This window comes from Streptomyces sp. BL1, assembly GCF_057628045.1.
The window spans coordinates 6,726,519-6,744,879 of sequence record NZ_JBXYWZ010000002.1; the positions used below are offsets into that span (position 1 = coordinate 6,726,519).

Genomic DNA, 18,361 nt, shown 5'->3' on the forward strand with positions numbered 1-18,361 from the left:
GATGTCCCGGACCTTCGGCAACTGGCTGTACGAGAAGACGTGGGAGACGCTGCTGAGGCGGATCATCACCTGCGCCGTGGTGGTCGTCGTCCTCGTCGGCGGATACATCGGCGTGAAGGAACTCCTCGAGGAGTCGCGAAGCTGCGCCGACGGCGTGACCGAGTCCGGCGACGAATGCGTCGGCATCAACGGCTCCGGCTACGACTGGGGCGTCAAGGAGATCAGCCCCGTCGTCGACCGGATCAAGGAGGAGAACGGCAGGCTCGGCAAGACGTACGTCACCGTGGCGATGATGCTCCCGCTGCAGCCGGAGTCGACGGCCGAGAAGCAGCAGTTGCGCAGCGAACTGCAGGGCGCCTACATCGCGCAGTACCGGGCCAACCGCGAGGAGGGCGCGCCGAAGGTGCGGCTGGTCCTCGCCAACCCCGGCAAGGACTACGAGGAGCAGGACGAGGTGGTCCCCGAGCTCGTCCGGATGTCCCACTCCACGCAGGACAGGCTGGGCGCGGTGACCGGCTTCAACCTGTCCCTCGACTCCACACGGGCGGCGATACGCAGCCTCACCGAGCAGCAGGTGCCGGTGCTGGTGGCGCGCGCTTCGGCGGGCTCGCTCGCCAACGAGGAGGGCAAGGAGCGCAGGTTCAAGGGGCTGGCCCGCATCCTCCCCACGAACGACGACCAGGCCCGCGCGCTCGCGGACTTCAACGGCAGCCGCAGGAACGAGCAGACGGTGGTCGTACGGGACACCAGGTCCGATCCGTACGTCGACTCCCTCGCCGACGCCTTCCAGGAGCTGGAGAAGGACGAGACGGGGCCGGACGGCCCCGACACGATGACCTTCTCCTCTCCCGGCATCGCCGAAGAGGGCGACGTCGACAACCAGTTCCGCCCGACGGTCGACACGATCTGCAGCTCCGGCGCGAACACCGTCTACTTCGCGGGGCGTTCCACCCATCTGCGGCTGTTCCTGAAGCGCCTGGCCCAGGACAGGTGCGAGGACACGCAGTTCACGGTGGTGTCCGGCTCGGACGCGGCGTCGCTGAAGAACAAGATGTCCGACGACGACTGGGCGCAGCTCCTGGACGACGCCAGGGCACCGAAGATGACCGTGCAGTACGCGGCGCCCGCCCACCCCGCTGCCTGGCGCACCGAGGTGCGGAAGTGGCAGGACGCCGAGGAGAAGCGGACCAAGCGCCGGCCGGACGCGGCACAGGCCCCCGCCTCCCTGCGCGACCCGCTGAACGAGCTGGCCGCGCTGAACGAGAACGCCCGGAAGGCGGGCAGTATCGGCCCCATGGACAGGGCCGACTCCCGCACCATGATGGTCCACGACGGCGTCCGTACGGCGGTCGAGGCCATCCGCGGTGCCAAGCTCCCCGGCGAGGAGGCCCCGACCCCCGAGCAGGTGGGGAACCGCTGGGCCACCATGCAGGCCAAGAACCGCGTCGACGGCACCAGTGGCCGCATCTGCCTGACCCCGGTGGGCAATCCGTACAACAAGCCCCTGGCGGTGGTGAAGCTGCAGCCGGACGAGAAGGCGGGTTCCAGCCGGCTGGGGTATGTCGGCCTGGCGTGGCCGCTGGGGAAGAAGCAGGACGAGGACTGTGTGGTACGCGGGAGTTGAGCGGGCGAGGCTCCGAACGGGCTGCGAGTCAGGAGGATTTGGGCTCCGACGTCGGCCGGACTGCGTCGCCTGACGCGGTGCTCCCGTGGCGGTACGGGCGGAGGAGGGTCATCACGAGGAGGCCCGCGGCGATGACCACGATGCCGGACAGGAGCGTGAGGTAGTTGTCGTACCAGGCGGCGCCCGGGGTGCGGGGCCAGACCAGGTTGACCATGGCGGCCACCCCGTACGCCAGGGCCGCGGTGTTCACGGGCAGGCCCCAGCGGCCGAGGGTGAAACTCCCGGACGGCGCCCAGCCCTTGAGGCGTGCGCGCAGTGCCGCGAGGACGACCATCTGGAAGCCGAGGTAGATGCCGAGCACCGCGAAGGAGATGATCTTCGTGATGGCGTCCGTCGACACCCGCGACGCGAGCACCACCAACGCCGGTACGAGCGCGGCCAGCAGCAGTGTGTACGGCGGGACGCCGCGTACGGGCGAGAACGTGGACAGCCACCCGCTGCCCGGCAGCATCCGGTCCCGGGCGTAGGAGTACATCAGCCGGCTCGCCGCGGCCTGCAGGCTCAGCGCGCAGGACAGGAACGACACCAGCACCACGCCGAGCACCGCGCGGGCGCCCCACTCGCCGAACGCGGCGTTGAGCGCGTGCGACACCGGGTCGGTGTCGTCGCCGGACACGACGGCGCCGAAGTCCCGTACGGACAGCACCAGGGCGAGGCACACGAAGGTCGCCGCGGCGCCGCCGACGTACAGCGTCATCCGCATGGCGCGGGGGATGCGGCGGCCCGCGTCGGGCACTTCCTCCGCCACGTCGCCGCACGCCTCGAAGCCGTAGTACTGGAAGATCCCGATGAGGCTCGCCGCGAGGAAGGCGCTCAAGTACGAGCCGTCGCCCGCCGTTCCCGCGCTGTCGAAGAGCACTCCGAGCCCGTGGTGCCGCTCGGAGATCAGCAGCCAGCCGCCCACGGCCAGCGCGCCCAGGATCTCCGTGGAGAAGCCGATGACGGCGGCGAGGGCCAGCACCTTCGTGCCGCCCAGGTTGATGAGCGTGGCCAGCGCGATCATCACCAGCGCGCAGAGGATCGTGGTGTTCACCGACGGGTCGAGGCCCAGTAGCGCGGCGAGGTACGGGCCGGAGCCGTACGTGACGCTGGCGATGGTCACCAGCAGCGCGATCGCGTACACCCACCCCGTCAGCCACGCCCACTTGCGGCCCCACAGCCGGCGCGCCCACGGGTACAGCCCGCCCGCGACCGGGTACTGCGACACGATCTCCCCGAACACCAGGGCCACCAGCAGCTGTCCGGCGCCCACCAGCAGCAGGCTCCAGATCATCGGCGGGCCGCCGAGCGCGAGGGAGCTGGCGAACAGCGTGTAGATGCCGACGACGGGGGAGAGGTACGTGAAGCCGAGGGAGAAGTTCGCCCACAGGCTCATGTCCCGACGGAACTCCGACGTGTAGCCCAGCGCGGCGAGCTGCTCCCCGTCGGCGTCCCGCCGCGCCGCCCCGTCGCCGGCCGGACGCTCAACGCCCGTCACGGGGCGGCCCGTTCAGCTCGTCCTGCCCGTTCGGCCCGCCCAGTTCGTCCAGCGGGTCGAGTTCGTCCAGCGCGTCGATTTCGTCCAGCAGGGCCTGCCCCGAGAGCACCTTGTCCGTCCAGTGCCGGTGCATCCACTCCAGATGGTCCGCGCGCGAGGCGGCGATCCGCAGCGTGTCCCAGTTGGGGAAGAGCTGCTGCGCCACATGCACGGTCATCAGCCGCGGATCGACCTCGAAAATGTGCGGGAAGCGCTCCACCGCGACCTCGCTCGCGCGGCGCGGGGGCGGCGGCGTGTGCTCCTCCTCGTACCGGTAGCCGCTCATCGGCCGTCCCCCTCGCCCGTGCGCCCGCCCTCGCCCGCGCGCTCACCCTCGTACGCCCGCTGCAGCCCGTACTTGCCCGGGTTCATCACGTTGTTCGGGTCCAGGGCGCGCTTCACGTCCAGCATCACGTCGTAGCCGCCGCCGAGTTCGAGCGGTACGAGGTCCACCTCGCCCTCCCGGCACGAGCCGTGACAGGCGCTGATCGAACCGCCGTGCGCCAGCGACACCGCGGCGATGTCCCGCTTGGCGTCGACCCACGCCGCCCACGCCGTGTCGTCCAGCTCCTGCTCCCAGATGCCGACGTCGATCTCCGTCAGATAGTCGACGCCGGTGTCGGCGCTCGTGTAGCAGAACATGCCCCAGTCGTCGAAGATCCCGTGCCGCTCGCGCAGCCGCTCGACGATGGCGTGCCACTCGCGCCGTACGGCGGGCAGCTCCGTCCAGTTGATCGCCGCGTCCTCGCAGTGCCAGCTCATCGGCGCGACCTGGCCCTCGCGGGTCCGCCCGTGCAGCGGCGTCGCGTACCGGTCGTGGCGGGCCGCCCAGTCGCCGTGCGAGATCTCGTCGCCCAGATAGCGGGCGCCCGAGTCCTTCGCGATCCGCATGAACCGCCGCCCGCCGGCGAGGACTTCGTCCTCGTTGCCGTACGCGACGGCGCACACGAGGGCGCGTACGTCGGCAGGCTGCGGGATGTACGCCTCGTCGTCCCGCCGCAGATACGCGACCTTCCACTCGTCGAACAGCACGGCCCCGGCGAACGTCGCCACACCGGCCTGCGCGAGCCGCTGCACGCACGTGTGCGCGCTGTCGTAGTCCGGGAACGCCCAGAACGGCGAGAACTCCGCCTCCGGCTTCGGATACAGCTTCAGCGTCGCCTCGGTGGCGATGCCCAGCGTGCCCTGGTGCCCCATGAACAGATGCTTCAGCTGATAGCCGCTGGAGCTCTTCGACACCTTGCGTCCGCCGCCGTCCCCGACACGGATCAACTTGCCCGTGGGCAGCACGAATTCGAAGCTGAGCACCAGGTCCCGCGAGTGCCCGTACCGCGAGCCGACCAGCGACCAGCCGCTCGTGCCGATCCGCCCGCCGACCAGCGAACAGGGGTACGACGCCGGGTCGTCGGGATAGATCAGCCCGTACGGCGCCAGCACCTCGTTGAGCTTCAGCATGCTGATGCCCGCGCCCACCGTGCAGGTGCGGTTGTCGGTGTCGATCTCCTTGACGGCGTTCATCCGCTTGACGTCGACGACGATGCCGCGCCGCTCCGGGACGGCGCCGTCGGTCAGCCCCGTACCGCCGTCGCGGGGGACGATCGGGACGCGGTGCGCGTTCGCGATCCGCACGACCTCCGCGACCTCCTCCGACGAGCCCGGCAGCACCACCAGATCCGGCACCCGCTCGCGCCAGCGGTGCACGGGGAACGGGGCGGGGACGCGGGCCCGGTTCATCCGGGCGGTCTTCGACGTCAGTACGTGCTCGCCGCCCAGCGCGTCGGTGAGTTCGGCGAGCACCCGGTCGGACAGCTGCGGCGCGGTTGTCGTCATCGGCCCGTGCCCCCTTCCGCGCCGTCCCGCGTACCGGCTCCCGTACTCCCGCCCACCTCGATGCCGAGCGACTCGGCGAGCAGCTCGTGCAGATCCACCACGTCGATCGACCGCGCCTCGCCGGCTTCCGCGAGGGGCCGCTCCGACCAGGGGCAGGCCGACACCAGGGTGTCCACGCCGAGTTCGGAGGCCTTGTCCATCCGGCTGCCGCTGATCTTCGCGGTCAACTCCGGTTTCTCTACGGGCAGTCCGCCGCCGGCGCCCGAGCAGTACGACCATTGGGTCACCCGGTCCACGTCCTGGAAGTCCAGCCCCGGGATGGCGTTCAGGATCGCGCGGGGCTCCTCCCACACGCCCTTGCGCTTGTTGAGCCGGCACGGGTCGTGGTACGTGACGGCACGTTCCACGGGGACGCTCGGGGTGAGCCGGCCGTCCGCGATGAGCCCGGCCAGCAGCTCCACCACGAGCACGATCTCGATGTCGAAGTCCTCGCCGAAATAGGCCGGATAGTCCTCGGTGAAGGTGATGTAGTCGTGCGGGTCGAGCACGAGGATCCGGCGGGTGCCGCTCGCCCGCCAGTCGGCGAGATTGTGCTCGGCGAACCGGCGGGACTGCTCGCGGTAGCCCATCTCGGCGGCCGGGCCGCCGCAGCACCACTGCTCCCGCATCAACCCGAAGTCCACGCCCGCCTGTTGGAGGATCTGCGCGACCGCGCGCGGCACCGACGTACGGTAGAACGCCGCCTCGCAGTCCACGAACAGCACGGTCTCGCCGCCGGTCGGCAGGTCCAGGCCCGCGGCCCAGTCCCGTACGTTCTCCTGGCTGACCGGCACATCGCCCAGCACCGGCTCGTGGGAGCGCTCGTCGGTCAGCAGATTCCAGCGCTGATAGCCGGGCTGGTGCACGTCGTTGTCGACGGCGAGCGCCCGCATCTGCTTCACCAGGTCGACCGTGCGGGTGCGGAAGCGGTAGAAGTCGCCGGTGAACAGCGTGTTGGGGCAGCGGAGTTCGCACGCGCCGCACTGGGTGCAGTTGACGAAGTCCTCGGCGACGTCCTCCACGGACAGCTCGCCCTGCTCCATGGCCACCACATCGGCGTGGAACGCGGTCGGCGTCCACGACTCGTTGCGGGTCACCTGCATGACGGGGCAGACCTCCCGGCAGAATTTGTGCCCGGAGGAGAAGCAGTTGTAGGCGGCGTTCCGCCAGTCGGAGAGGAACTCGACGGTGACGGGGGAGTGGCCCGCGCCGTTCTCTGCACCGGTCCCGGTCCCGGTCCCGGTGCCGTGCTCTGTGCCGTGTGCGTCAGGGGCGGAGTCAGGGTCGGTCATCTGGGATGCCTCCACTGGTACTACGGCGAGTGCGCGATAACATATGACTTCATATGTCAAGTGACAAGGGGGCGGGTCGGGTTGACTCCCCGGACTCCGGAAGCTCCGCACGGGAGCACGCTGTGAGCGGGAGCGGCGTGTCCGGCGCGGCACGCAGCCTCGTCTTCGCGCCGCTCGAAGAGGCCGGCCGCGTGGACGTCGTGGCCCGCAGGATCAGCGAGGCCGTCGGCCTCGGCCTGATAGCCGACGGCGAGCAGCTGCCCAGCGAACTCGACCTCGCGGGCGCCCTCCAGGTGTCGACGGTGACCCTGCGCGAAGCGCTCGCCCTGCTCCGCCAGCGCGGCCTGATCGAGACCCGCAGGGGCCGCGGCGGCGGCAGCTTCGTACGGGCGCCCGTCGACGCGTCCGTGGAACGGCTGCGGACGCTGCTGCGGGACACCGGCGTTCACGAGCTCCGCGAGATCGGCGACCAGCAACTGGCCGTCTCGGGTACGGCAGCCGCGCTCGCCGCCGCCCGCGCCTCGTCCGAACACCTGGCCCGGCTACGGGAGTTGACGGACAGACTCGCCGCGGCCGGCACACCGGGCGAGCGCAGAAGGGCCGACGGCAGGTTCCGCATAGAGACCGCCGCGGCGGCGCAGTCGGCGCGGCTGACCCGTCAGGAGATCGACCTCCAGGGCGAGATCGGCGAACTGCTGTGGATCCCCTTCGGTGAGGCCGTCGGCCAGTCCGACACCGTGCGGCAGCACCGCGCGGTGCTCGCCGCCATCGAGGCGGGCGACGCCCCCCGCGCCCGCACCCTCACCGAGACCCACATAGAACACGCCCTCACCCGCCTCATAGCCTTCCACCTCCAACTCGCCAAGACCTGACGGGGGAACGCGCGTTGTACGCTCCCCGCGCAGGGGTGGCGCACCGGTGCTCGGGTAAGGGGTGAGCCGTGGACGGAACGAAGAGGACCGTGGACCGTGCGGCGCCCGGTGTGGAGGCCACTCTGCGGGCCGTGTTCGAGGGCATCGCGGAACTGCGGGAGCTGGCCGCCGGTGTGCACGCGCGCGCCCGCGCCGCGGGGCGGGCGCCGACGACGGCCGACCTCGCCGGGATCCGGCCCACCGTGCTGCGTCAGTTGGACGCCGACGACGGTCTCCGTGCGGGCACCGGCGTGATCGCCGCACCGGGCGTGCTCGGGGACGCGCCGCGCTGGCTGGAGTGGTGGCGCAGGCCCGCGCGCGGTGCGGAACTGTGCCCGCTCTGCGTCGACCTGGACCCGGACAGCGTCGGTGCGTACGAGTATCCGGCCGCCGAGTGGTTCGAGATTCCCCGGAGTTCGGGCCGTCGCGCGGTCGTCGGCCCGTACGTCGACTACGCGGGCACCGACGAGTACATCCTCACCTTCGCGGCCCCGGTGGCCGGCGACGCCGGGTTCTTCGGGGTGGCCGCGGCGGACATCCGCGCCACCGACTTCGAACGCGCGGTCCTGCCGCTGCTGGACTCCGCCGACGGAGCGCCGGTGCTGCTGGTCAACGCCTCGGGCCGGGTCATCGCCTCCAACACCCCGACAGCCATTGCCGGTTCCCTCGCGCCCGCGGACCGTTCCGCCGGTACGCGGCTGCCCAGTGGACCCGGCTGGGAGGACTGCGCGGGGCTGCCCTGGACCCTGCTCCGCCCGGACGCGGGTCGTTAAAGCCTAAGCAATTAACCATTGACCGCTTAAGTAACTCTGCCTAGGGTCGCTCCTCGACGACGGGGCACACGCGGAGGAGCGGACACGATGGGCGAACCGGCCCCGGACAGCACGAGTACGAGCGCGCCGGCACGTACGGGAAAGCCGGTGCCGAACCGCTGGCTCGGTGTCCTCGCCCTGCTCGTCATCGTGCTGATCTCGTACGTGGACCGGGTCAACGTCTCCGTCCTCATCACGGACAAGGGCTTCACGGACCACTTCGGCATCACCGGGGACCGCGCCGTGCAGGGCGCCCTGATGACGGTGTTCCTCGTCGGCTACGGCATCGCCGCGTTCGCGCTGACCCCGTTCTACGAGTCCGTACTCGGCGTACGGCGCGGCCTGTTCGCGTCCGTGCTGAGCTGGTCGCTGCTGACGCTGGTCTCGCCGTACGCGCTCGGCGCGCTCACCCTCGTGGTCTGCCGCTTCCTGCTCGGCGCGGCCGAGGGGCCGCTGTTCTCGCTGAAGACGATGTACATCAAGGACCGCTTCGCGCCGCACGAGGTCGGCAAGCCGAACGCGGTCAGCTCCATGGGCGTCTCCCTCGGCACGGCCGTCGGGCTGCCGCTGGTCACCTATCTCGTCCACCAGTACGACTGGCACGCGTCGTTCCTCATCCTCGCGCTGCTCAACGCCAGCGTCGGCCTGCCCCTCATCTTCTTCTGTCTCCGTGAACGGCAGGGCGGCCTGCGGGAACGGCAGGGCGGCCCCGTCGCGCCCGCCGCACCGGCCGACGCCGAACGCCCCGTACCCCGCTCCCGGAACCTGGCCACCGTCCGCGCCGCGCTGCGCACCCCGCGGCTCGGCTGCATCCTCCTCATCGAGATCGCCACCCTCGCCTATCTGTGGGGCAGCAGCTCCTGGCTGCCGAGCTACCTCATCGACGAACGGCACTTCTCGCTCGCCCAGATGGGCGCCGTCTCGGCCCTGCCCTTCCTGATGAGCCTCGCCTCCGGCTTCCTCGGCGGATTCGTCATCGACCGGCTGCCCGCGCACCGGGTGCCGCTGCTCTTCGCGGTCGGCGGCGTCGGTACGGGTACGTGCGTGGCCCTCGTGATCTCCGCCGACTCCGTGTGGCTCGCCGCCACCGGGCTGATCCTCGCCAACGGCTTCTGGGGGCTGCAGGGCCCGGCCATCCCCACCCTCGTGCAGCACCACACCAGGGGAATCGCTGTCGGTACGGCGTACGGCATCGTCAACGGCGCGGGCAATCTCGTGTCCGCTTTCATGCCCACCGCCATGGGCCTGGCCATCGCGCTGAGCGGGCGCGGATTCGCCGCCGGCTACGGCCTGCTGATCGGTACTCAGGCGGTCACGGTGCTGTGCAGCCTCTGGATGCTGCTGCGCCCGCACCGGCCCGCGGGGGCCGCAACCACCGATTGGGGGAGCGCCCCGGACGCCCCGGTCTCGTTGGCACGGTGTGATCACCAGTGAGACTCCTGAGGAGGCCCGATGAGCAAGCGGCAGAAGGGGCGCAAGCACCGTACGGTCAACCGGACCCCGCGTCCCGTCGGCCCGGCCCGGCACGACCGGGCCGCCACCCCCGTGACCAAGGCACCCGCGGCAACGGCCCCGGCCCCTGTGACGGCTTCGGCCCCGGCCCCGGCGGCCAAGACTCCCGTGTCCAAGACTTCCGAGCCCAAGGCTTCCGCGGCCGAGACCCCCGCCGCCAAGACCCCGACGCCCGCGTCCAAAGCCCCCGCGGCCCCGCCGGGGACAAGCGGCGCGGAGGAGGCACACGCGCCGGTCTTCACCCGGGCGGCGCGTGACGGCGGCCTCGGTCGGCCCGCTGCGCGCACCTGGGACGAACTGCAGACGCACCGTCAGAAGGGCGCCGAGGTCGGGGAGCTGAGCGACAGTGCCGGCTTCACCGCCGCCACCATCCGCAAGCACCTGACGGGCCTGGAGCGGTACGGCCTCGCCGAACAGCGCGACGGCCGCTGGTACCCGACCGGCAAGAGCCAGTGGGACGCGGTGCCGGAGGGCGCCGCGGAACCGGCGCCGGCCTGACCCGGCCGCGCACGGCCCGCCGGCCCGGAGCCCGTACGGGCCGGCCGGCCGTGCGCGCAGCCGCGCCGTCGGAGCGGCCCGGAAAGCCGGTCCGCCCTCAGGCCAGCGCCGACGCGAACTGCCGGGTGAGCCACGTCGGCGCGGTGATGGCCGTGCCGACCACCACCGACCAGGCACCGCTGTCGAGCAGGCGGCGCGCCTGTTCCGGTGCGTGTACGCGTCCCTCGGCGACGACGGGCACGTCCAGCCGCGCCGCGAGCCGCGCGACGAGTTCCACGTCGGGGCCGTCCCCGGCGGCGAGCCCGCCCGCGTAGCCGGACAGCGTGCTCGCCACGAGATCCGCGCCGTCGTCCGCGGCGGCCAGACCCTCCTCGTACGTGGACACGTCGGCCATCACCAGTCCGCCCTCCCCGTGCACGGCACGCACCGTGTCGCGGAAGGTACGTCCGTCGGGACGCTCCCTCGCCGTGGCGTCGACGGCGACGATGCCGGCCCCCGACCGGTGTACGGCGAGGGCGTGTTCGGCGGTCGGCGTGATGTAGACGCTCTCGCGCCCCACCTTCCACAGGCCGATCAGCGGGAGCGTGACCGCTTCCCGTACGGCCGCCACGTCGTCGGTCCCTTCGGCGCGGATGCCGACGGCCCCGCCCTCCGCCGCGGCACGGGCCATCGCCGCCATGTGCGCCGGCCCCTCCAGCGGGGTGCCGGGGTCGGCCTGGCAGGAGACGACGAGGCCGCCGCGTATCAGCTCCACGGGCGATGTGTCCGCCGGGACGGCGGCAGGTCCGGGGCGGGGGCTGTGGGGGGTGTCGTTGTCACGCATCAGGTTTCCGGATCCTCCAAGTCGACGAATGTCCATGTCTGCCGGGGCGGCACCGGGGGGAGTGCCCCGAGCGGCCCCCGAGCGGGTGCGGGGTCAACTCCCCGCGAGAGAAGGCGGGTTGAGCGCTCATGGGTGCCCCGCATGGAGGCAGCGCGAGGGCGCCGGCCCCGCGCGGAGGTACGGGCGGTCACGCCCACAGCGCGGCCGCGCCGACGACGGCCGCGCCGTCGCCGAGCCGGGCCGGGGTGACGGCGACCTGCTCGCAGGCCGGCAGCAATTCGCCCCGCAGCGCGGGTTCCAGCGCGTCCCAGTACAGCGGGCCGATACCGGCGACACCGCCGCCCACGACGACGGCCTGCGGGCCCAGTGCGTTGACCAGCCCGCCGAGCGTGGAGCCGAGGATCCGCGCGCCCTCCGCGACTGTGCGCCGCGCCGGCTCCTCCCCGGCTTCCGCGCGGCGTACGACGGCGCGCAGGTCCGCACCGGGCGCACCGCCGGAGCGTGCGTACGTACGGGCCATGCCGGGCCCCGAGGCGACGGCCTCGACATGCCCCGTACGCCCGCAACTGCACGCGATACCGCGGGCTTCGGCGACGGGCAGGTGTCCGATCTCGCCCGCGCAGTGGAAGGGCCCGCGCAGCAGTTCGCCGCCCAGGGCGACGGCGCCGCCGATGCCGGTGCCGACCGCGGCGAACAGCACCGAACCGAGCCCGGCCGCCGCGCCGAAGCGCAGCTCGCCGAGGGCGTGTGCGTTCGCGTCGTTGTCGACCCGGACCGGCAGCCCCGTCCTGGCCTCCAGCTCGTCCGCGACCGGTACGCCGGCCCAGCCCGCCAGGAGCGAGGTGGCCGACACGATGCGCCCCGCGGCGTGGTCCACCACCCCGCCGGTGCCCACGCCGATCCCGGCCGGGGTCACCCCGTCCGGAGCCGCGGCCCGTACGGTGCCCAGCGCCGCGGCAATCGCGTCCAGGAGCGCTGACGGTCCCTCATGTGCCGGTGTGGGTACGGTCGTTCGTGCGTACAGCGTCCCGTCCGGGCGTACGAGTCCGGTCGCGATCTTCGTGCCGCCGACGTCGGCGCCGAGCAGCCACGGCCCGGTCACGGCTGGTCCCGGCGCGCGGTGAAGCGGATCTCGTACCGGTCGGCCCGGTAGAGGCTGAGGGTGTGCTCCGTGGGCCGGTCGCGCTGGTCCAGGCCCGTGCGGTCGACCTCCAACGCGGGTGAGTGCGGGGCCACTTGGAGCAGCTCGGCCTGTTCCGGGGTGAGGACGGTCGAGCGGATCACCTGCTCGGCGCGGGAGAGCACGGTGCCGTACTCGGCGTGCAGCAGTTCGTACAGCGAGCCGTCGAGGCCGTGGTCGAGCAGTCCGGGGAAGCGTGCGCTCGGCAGCCGTACGGTCTCCATGCACATCGGCACCCCGTCGGCGAGCCGCAGCCGCCGCAGTTCGACGACCTCGTCGGCGGGGCTGAGCCGCAGCCGCGCCCCCGTCTCGGCGCCCGCGGGCCGGAGTTCGGCGGCGAGGATGCGGCTGCCCGGGGTGAGGTTGCGCTCCGTCATGTCCTCGCTGAAGGACGTGAGGGAGAGGGACTTGGCGATCGCGGTGTCCGCGGTGAACGTCCCGGCGCCCTGTACGCGGTACACCCGCCCGGCGTCGCGGAGCGCGGCGAGTGCCTGCCGGACGGTGGACCGGCTCACCCCGTACCGCTCGGCCAGTTCCCGTTCGGTCGGCAGCGGGCTGTGCGGGGCCGCGTCCGCGACCTCCCGCTCCAGCAGCTCCCGCACGTGGTCGTGCTTCCGCTCCGCCATGCCGCTCCGCTCCACACCGTCGTCACCCTGATCTCCTCAGAAGGGTACGAACCAATGGGGCGATCGTAAAGTCCGGCGCTCGGAACACCTCTTGTCATGCTGGCAATGTTGGCGCAGAGTGTCGGTCGCGAAGCCAAAAGGGTTCGAACCAATTACCTCGACGGGAACTCAGGGAGACAACCCGCCGAGGCACCTCACCGAGGGACAGGAGTGCGCGCATGGCTCTCACCCGACGCACCGCGACCGGGGCCCGCGACGGCGCGGCGCCGCCGCCCGTGCCTCCCGTCGTGTACGGGATCACGCTGGCCGCCGCCGTCGGCGGCTTCCTCTTCGGCTACGACACCGGCGTGATCGCGGGAGCCCTGCCGCACCTCACGGAGGACTTCGGCCTCACCCCGTTCACCTCGGGTGTGGTGGTGAGTTCGATCCTGGTCGGCGCCATGATCGGAGCCTTCGGCTCGGGTCCGCTGGCCGACAGGTTCGGCCGCCGCCGGCTCATCATGGCCGCCGCCGTACTGTTCGCCGCCGGATCGGTGCTCGCGGCGCTGTCCGTCAACGCGCCGATGCTGACCGGCGCCCGCGTCGTCCTGGGCATCGCGGTCGGCGCCGCCTCCTCGCTCGTCCCCGTCTTCATCGCCGAGACCGCCCCGCCCCGGCTGCGGGGCCGGCTCGTCTCGGTGAACCAACTGCTCATCACCATCGGCATCGTGGGCGCCTACGCCGCCGGCTACGCCTTCAGCGGCAGCGGCAACTGGCGGGCGATGTTCGCCCTCGCCGTCATCCCGTCCCTCGTGCTGCTGGCCGGCATGGCGAAGCTCCCCGAGACGCCGCGCTGGCTGGCCGGGCACGGCAGGGAAGAGGAAGCCCGGCGCGTACTGGAACGGCTGCGGCCCGGCACCGACGCGGACGAGGAACTCGCGGCGATCCGCGCGGCCCGCGAACCCCGCCGCGCGGGACTGGGGGCGCTGCGCGCCCGCTGGCTCCGTCCCGCCCTGGTGGCCGGTGTCGGCCTGCAGATCCTCGGCCAGGCCAGCGGCATCAACACGGTCATCTACTACGCGCCGGTCATCTTCGAGGAGGCCGGCATCGGCGCCTCGGGCTCCGTACTGGCGACGGTCGGGGTCGGCGTGGTCAACGTGGTCTTCACGCTCGTCGGTATGAGCCTCGTCGACCGGGTGGGCCGCAAGTCCCTCCTCATCGGCGGCACTTCGGTGATGGCGGCCTCGCTCGCCGTACTCGCCACGGCGGTGTCCGGCGGCGGCGCGCTCGGCGGCCCGCTGGCCGTGGCCTGCGTCGCCGTCTACATCGCGGCGTCCGCGGCGGCGCTGTGCGTGGTGGTCTTCGTGATCCCGGCCGAGCTGTACCCGACCGAGGTCCGCGGGACGGCGATGAGCGTGACGCTGGCCTCGAACTGGACGATGAACTTCCTCGTCTCGCTCACGTTCCTCACCCTGCTGCGGGCCATGGGCGCCTCCGGCACGTTCTGGCTCTACGCGGGTCTGTGCGCGCTGACGGCGCTGTTCGCGGTGCAGTGCGTCCCGGAGACGAAGGGCCGCTCCCTGGAGGAGATCGAGGCGGGGCTGCGTGAGCGGCACGTCAGCCGGCGGGCCGGCTGACGCGACGTACAGACGCGGCGAGTTGAGGCTCTGTCAGAACACGAGGCCCCGTCAGAAGCTGTCAGGCCGTGGCAGGTTGCGCCGCACGGCCCAGCTGGCGGCGGAGGCGGGTGAAGGGCCGGGGGCGGTTGAGAGCGAGCACAGCCGTCGTCTGCCCGTCGCGCTCGTAGGCGGCGAGGAAGCTCCGGTCGTCCGGCGAACCCTCCATGACCCGTACCGTGTCGCCGGCTTGGCGCCGCCCGGCGAACTGGATCCGCACCCCGTACTGGTCCGACCAGAAGTACGGCACGCCCTGATGCGCCGTCACCGTCTCCCCGGCCAGCAGGTTCCGCGCGGCGGTCTCCGGCTGCTGGGACGCGCTGGTCCAGTGCTCGGCCCGCGATCCGCCGACACGGGCCACGTCACCGACGGCCACCACGTTCGGCAGCGCGGTCACACACCCGGCATCGCACACCACACCGTCCTCGACCAGCAGCCCGGAGCCCTCCAGCCAGTCGGTGTTGGGCCGTACGCCGATACCCACGACCACCACGTCGGCGGGCAGCATGCGGCCGTCGCCGAGCTCCACCCAGCCGACGCGCTCGCCCTCCTCGCCCGGCGGATTGCCGTCGCCGTGCAGCGCCGCGACACCCGTACCGGCCAGGAGCGTCACCCCGTGGTCGGCGTGCATCGCGGTGCAGTGTGCCGCCATCTCCTCGCCGAGCTGCGGCGCGAGCGGCTGCCCGGCCGCTTCGACGACCGTCACGTGGTGCCCCATCGTCGAGCAGGACGAGGCCACTTCGGCGCCGATGAAGCCGGCGCCGATCACGACCACGCGCGCCAGTCCGCGGGACAGGCTCGCCCGCAGTGCCCGCGCGTCGTCGAGGGTGCGCAGAGTGTGTACGCCGGCGAGCGGGGGCCCGGGGAGCGTACGCGGGGTGGCACCCGTCGCGATGACCACGCCGTCCGTGGTCACGGAGCCGCCGCCGTCGAGCAGCACGGCGCGCCCGGTGGGGTCGAGCCCCGTCGCACGGGTCCCGAGCCGCCATTCGACACGGAGCTCGTCGGTCTCCTCCTGGTCCGCGAGGGCCAGTTGGTGCTCCGTCGCGGCGCCGGTGAGGAAGTTCTTGGAGAGCGGGGGGCGGTCGTAGGGGCGGTGCTGTTCGTCCCCGACGATGACCAGCCGGCCGTCGTAGCCCTGGGAGCGCAGCGCTGTCGCGGCGTATAGTCCAGCCAGCGAGGCGCCGACGATGGTGACGGTCCTCATGCGGCTGAACCTTCCTGGGCGGCGACGCTCTGGTGGACGTAGACCATGCCGTCCGCGACGGTCACGGGGTGGGTGCGCACAGACCGGCGGGCAGGCAGGCAGGTGGGGGCGCCGGTACGGAGATCGAATGAAGCCGCGTGCAGCGGGCATTCGACCAGACAGCCTTCCAGCCACCCCTCCGAGAGCGAGGCGTCCTGGTGGGTGCACGTGTCGTCGATGGCGAACAGCTCGCCCTCGGCGCGGAAGACAGCGATCGGAGGTTCTGTGGCGATACGTACGGACTCGCCCTCGGGCAGGTCGTCGAGGTGGCAAGCGGCAATCATTGGGCCCCCTCATACTCCTCAGTATCATTGAGTTTCGTATGACGCGCACCGATGCGCGATGCGCAACAGAATCCATATAGGGGAGGCTTGCGTCAAGCGGTCCCCAGCGATATCGGCCCTCACCAGGCCGCCGGGTGGTGAGAACTGACGTATGACGAACAAGACGGAGGACGGCACCGAGGAGAAGGCGCAGCGAGGACCTGCAGGTTCAGTGCAGTCGGTGGACCGTGCGGTAAGTGTGCTGGAGATCCTCGCCCAACGGGGCGAGGCGGGTGTCACGGAAGTGGCCGACGAGCTCGGTGTACACAAATCGACGGCTTTCAGGCTGATCGGTGTACTCGAGAACCGCGGGCTCATTGCCCAGGAGCAGGAGCGCGGCAAGTACTACTTGGGAGCCGGCATCCTGCGGCTCGCCGGTGCCGCCGCGGTGCGGCTCGACATCTCGCAGGCCGGAGCGCCGGTCTGCCGCGAACTCGCCGAAGAGCTCGGCGAGACTGCCAACATCGCAGTGCTCGACGACGACGCGGCCGTCAACATCATGCAGGCCAGGGGGCCTTCATCGGTCACCGCGCAGAACTGGTTCGGACGCCGTACCCCGCTGCACGCCACATCCAGCGGGAAGACTCTGCTGGCGTACGAGTCGGCTGCGGGCCAGGACCGGGTGCTCGCGCGGAAGCTGCCGCGCTTCACCGAACGGACCGTCACCTCCGCCGCCGACCTGCGGGAGGAGCTGGCTGTCGTCGTCGAGCGAGGGTTCGCCGTCGCCGTCGAGGAGCTGGAGGTCGGCCTGCACGCCGTCGCCGCTCCCGTCTACGCGCACGACGGAGGCGTGATCGGGGCCATCAGCGTGTCGGGCCCCGCGTACCGTCTGGACGAGGAGCGGCTGCCCCATTTGGCGAAGCGCACGATGGCAGCCGCCGAGAAACTCTCCCGGCGGATGGGGTACGCCTTCTGACCTGGGGCAACCCATCTGTCGCAAAAGAGAATTGAGCACCTGTCACACAGCGCGGGGCCGGAGTGATCCGGTCCCGCGCCGTATGTGTGCCGGGGGCTTGCCAAAAGCGGCCCTGGCTTTTACGACGGGTTAACCCACAGCACTTGACGGTGACCCTGGGTGCTCTTCACGATGTCTCTCATAGCGCAACCAGTAGTGCATTGCGCAACAGCGAGAGGTGAGCACATGCCACACGACGTTCGTGCTGTCATCGCTGCGAAGAGAGAAGCCCCGGTCGAAGTCCAGACCATCACGGTGCCCGATCCCGGGCCCGGAGAGGTCCTGGTCTCCGTGCAGGCGTGCGGAGTCTGCCACACCGACCTGCACTACAAGGAAGGCGCCGTCAGCGACGACTTCCCTTTTCTGCTCGGCCATGAGGCCGCCGGCATCGTCGAGGAGACCGGCCCCGGGGTCGAGGACCCGCGGCCCGGCGACTTCGTGGTCCTCGCATGGCGTGCGCCGTGCGGGAGTTGCCGCTCGTGCCGCCGTGGCCGCCCCTGGTACTGCTTCACCTCGCCGCAGGCCGCCCAGCCGATGACGCTGCTCGACGGCACCCCGCTCACCCCGGCCCTGGGCATCGGCGCGTTCGCCGAGAAGACCCTGGTCGCCGCGGGTCAGGCGGTCAAGGTCGACCCGGCGGCGCGCCCCGAGGCGGCGGGCCTCGTCGGCTGCGGCGTGATGGCCGGGTACGGCGCGGCAACGCACACCGGGCAGGTCGGCAGCGGCGACACCGTCGTCGTGATCGGCTGCGGCGGGGTGGGCTGCGCCGCCATCGCGGGTGCCTCGCACGCCGGGGCCCGGCGGGTCATCGGCGTCGACCTCGACGACGGCAAGCTGGATGTGACCTCCCGCTTCGGCGCCACACACACCGTCAACTCGCGTGCCGTGTCGGCACTCGGCGGCGATCCGGTCGACACCGTACGGGAGCTCACCGGCGGCTACGGGGCCGATGTCGTCATCGACGCGGTGGGCACTGCACAAACGTTCCGCCAGGCGCTGGCCATGCGGGACCACGCCGGTGTCCTGGTCCAGGTCGGCGTGCCCGGACCGGAAGCCACCATCGAGCTCCCGCTGCTCGAACTCTTCTCGCGCGGCGGGGCCATCAAGCCCTCCTGGTACGGGGACTGCCTGCCCAGCAGGGACTTCCCCGTGCTCATCGACCGCTATCTCCGCGGCAAGCTCGATCTCCGCGCGTTCGTCACGGAGAAGATCACCCTGCACGAGGTGGAGTCCGCCTTCGCCAAGATGCACACAGGCGAGGTACTGCGCTCGGTCGTCGTCCCCTGACCCTCCGGGCCGTGCCCCACACGGCAGCCGTGCCGCCGCACAACCGCACACAGGCTCCATCCGCACCAGGCTTTACCTGCACACAGGCTTCACCCGCACACAGGCGTCACCCGTACCCCGGCTTCCTCCGCACATGGCACCGCCGCACAGGACAGAACTCCCCCGTTTCCTG

At 71.6% G+C, this 18,361-nt stretch carries 17 protein-coding genes; 8 read left to right on the plus strand and 9 right to left on the minus strand.

The features are described 5' to 3' along the window. Window position 1: 1 nt before the first annotated feature. Window positions 2-1,624 (plus strand): ABC transporter substrate-binding protein, encoded by a 1,623-nt coding sequence (locus AC3AGO_RS29415; RefSeq protein WP_487823283.1) that lies wholly within the window; start codon window positions 2-4, stop codon window positions 1,622-1,624. Window positions 1,625-1,652: 28 nt separating this feature from the next. Here the strand turns inward: AC3AGO_RS29415 and AC3AGO_RS29420 are convergent, their stop codons facing one another. Genes AC3AGO_RS29420 through AC3AGO_RS29435 form a run of 4 tightly spaced genes read right to left on the minus strand, consistent with a single transcriptional unit; the run spans window position 1,653 to window position 6,361 of the window. Beyond that, complete coding sequence (locus AC3AGO_RS29420; RefSeq protein ID WP_487823284.1) at window positions 1,653-3,161, minus strand: APC family permease; 1,509 nt, start codon at window positions 3,159-3,161, stop codon at window positions 1,653-1,655. Further along, entirely contained in the window at window positions 3,148-3,486 is a 339-nt protein-coding gene (locus tag AC3AGO_RS29425) for a hypothetical protein (RefSeq protein WP_487823285.1), read from the minus strand. Before AC3AGO_RS29425 ends, AC3AGO_RS29420 begins: the two co-directional genes overlap by 14 nt. After that, window positions 3,483-5,030 carry an FAD-binding oxidoreductase gene (locus AC3AGO_RS29430; RefSeq protein WP_487823286.1) on the minus strand — a complete coding sequence of 516 codons (1,548 nt, stop codon included), beginning with the start codon at window positions 5,028-5,030 and terminating at the stop codon, window positions 3,483-3,485. The genes AC3AGO_RS29425 and AC3AGO_RS29430 overlap by 4 nt, the downstream gene beginning before the upstream one ends. Then, window positions 5,027-6,361, minus strand: coding sequence for a (Fe-S)-binding protein (locus AC3AGO_RS29435; RefSeq protein ID WP_487823287.1), 1,335 nt, complete (start codon window positions 6,359-6,361; stop codon window positions 5,027-5,029). The genes AC3AGO_RS29430 and AC3AGO_RS29435 overlap by 4 nt, the downstream gene beginning before the upstream one ends. A gap of 122 nt (window positions 6,362-6,483) precedes the next feature. Between AC3AGO_RS29435 and AC3AGO_RS29440 the strand changes: the two genes are divergently transcribed. The 4 genes from AC3AGO_RS29440 to AC3AGO_RS29455 all read left to right on the plus strand — a co-directional run bounded on the left by AC3AGO_RS29440 (window position 6,484) and on the right by AC3AGO_RS29455 (window position 10,094). Beyond that, window positions 6,484-7,233, plus strand: coding sequence for a FadR/GntR family transcriptional regulator (locus AC3AGO_RS29440; protein WP_487823288.1), 750 nt, complete (start codon window positions 6,484-6,486; stop codon window positions 7,231-7,233). A gap of 68 nt (window positions 7,234-7,301) precedes the next feature. Beyond that, window positions 7,302-8,045 (plus strand): cache domain-containing protein, encoded by a 744-nt coding sequence (locus tag AC3AGO_RS29445; RefSeq protein WP_487823289.1) that lies wholly within the window; start codon window positions 7,302-7,304, stop codon window positions 8,043-8,045. An 87-nt stretch (window positions 8,046-8,132) separates the two neighbouring features. Next, on the plus strand, window positions 8,133-9,518 hold the full coding sequence (locus tag AC3AGO_RS29450; protein ID WP_487823290.1) for an MFS transporter: 1,386 nt from the start codon (window positions 8,133-8,135) through the stop codon (window positions 9,516-9,518). An 18-nt stretch (window positions 9,519-9,536) separates the two neighbouring features. After that, window positions 9,537-10,094, plus strand: coding sequence for a hypothetical protein (locus tag AC3AGO_RS29455; RefSeq protein ID WP_487823291.1), 558 nt, complete (start codon window positions 9,537-9,539; stop codon window positions 10,092-10,094). Between the two features lie 97 nt (window positions 10,095-10,191). Here AC3AGO_RS29455 and AC3AGO_RS29460 read toward each other — a convergent pair whose 3' ends face one another. The 3 genes from AC3AGO_RS29460 to AC3AGO_RS29470 form a co-directional block, all read right to left on the minus strand. Continuing rightward, the gene (locus AC3AGO_RS29460; RefSeq protein ID WP_487823292.1) at window positions 10,192-10,917 is read right to left on the minus strand and encodes an N-acetylmannosamine-6-phosphate 2-epimerase; all 726 of its coding nucleotides are present in this window, start codon (window positions 10,915-10,917) and stop codon (window positions 10,192-10,194) included. 187 nt (window positions 10,918-11,104) lie between these two features. Beyond that, entirely contained in the window at window positions 11,105-12,019 is a 915-nt protein-coding gene (locus AC3AGO_RS29465) for an ROK family protein (RefSeq protein ID WP_487823293.1), read from the minus strand. Beyond that, complete coding sequence (locus tag AC3AGO_RS29470; protein ID WP_487823294.1) at window positions 12,016-12,723, minus strand: GntR family transcriptional regulator; 708 nt, start codon at window positions 12,721-12,723, stop codon at window positions 12,016-12,018. Before AC3AGO_RS29470 ends, AC3AGO_RS29465 begins: the two co-directional genes overlap by 4 nt. 218 nt (window positions 12,724-12,941) lie before the next feature. On the opposite strand from AC3AGO_RS29470, the gene AC3AGO_RS29475 reads away from it, so the two are divergent. After that, a complete protein-coding gene (locus AC3AGO_RS29475; protein WP_487823295.1) occupies window positions 12,942-14,339 on the plus strand; it encodes a sugar porter family MFS transporter in 1,398 nt (465 codons plus the stop codon). A gap of 61 nt (window positions 14,340-14,400) precedes the next feature. Here the strand turns inward: AC3AGO_RS29475 and AC3AGO_RS29480 are convergent, their stop codons facing one another. Together AC3AGO_RS29480 and AC3AGO_RS29485 are read right to left on the minus strand one after the other, a co-directional pair. Further along, window positions 14,401-15,585 (minus strand): NAD(P)/FAD-dependent oxidoreductase, encoded by a 1,185-nt coding sequence (locus tag AC3AGO_RS29480; protein WP_487823296.1) that lies wholly within the window; start codon window positions 15,583-15,585, stop codon window positions 14,401-14,403. Continuing rightward, a complete protein-coding gene (locus tag AC3AGO_RS29485) occupies window positions 15,582-15,908 on the minus strand; it encodes a bifunctional 3-phenylpropionate/cinnamic acid dioxygenase ferredoxin subunit (protein WP_487823297.1) in 327 nt (108 codons plus the stop codon). The genes AC3AGO_RS29480 and AC3AGO_RS29485 overlap by 4 nt, the downstream gene beginning before the upstream one ends. 151 nt (window positions 15,909-16,059) lie before the next feature. Here AC3AGO_RS29485 and AC3AGO_RS29490 point away from each other — a divergent pair, with 151 nt between their 5' ends. Then, window positions 16,060-16,863: an IclR family transcriptional regulator gene (locus AC3AGO_RS29490; protein WP_487823298.1), complete on the plus strand. Its 804-nt coding sequence runs from the start codon at window positions 16,060-16,062 to the stop codon at window positions 16,861-16,863. A gap of 225 nt (window positions 16,864-17,088) precedes the next feature. Beyond that, entirely contained in the window at window positions 17,089-18,189 is a 1,101-nt protein-coding gene (locus AC3AGO_RS29495; RefSeq protein WP_487823299.1) for an S-(hydroxymethyl)mycothiol dehydrogenase, read from the plus strand. Window positions 18,190-18,361 lie beyond the last annotated feature (172 nt).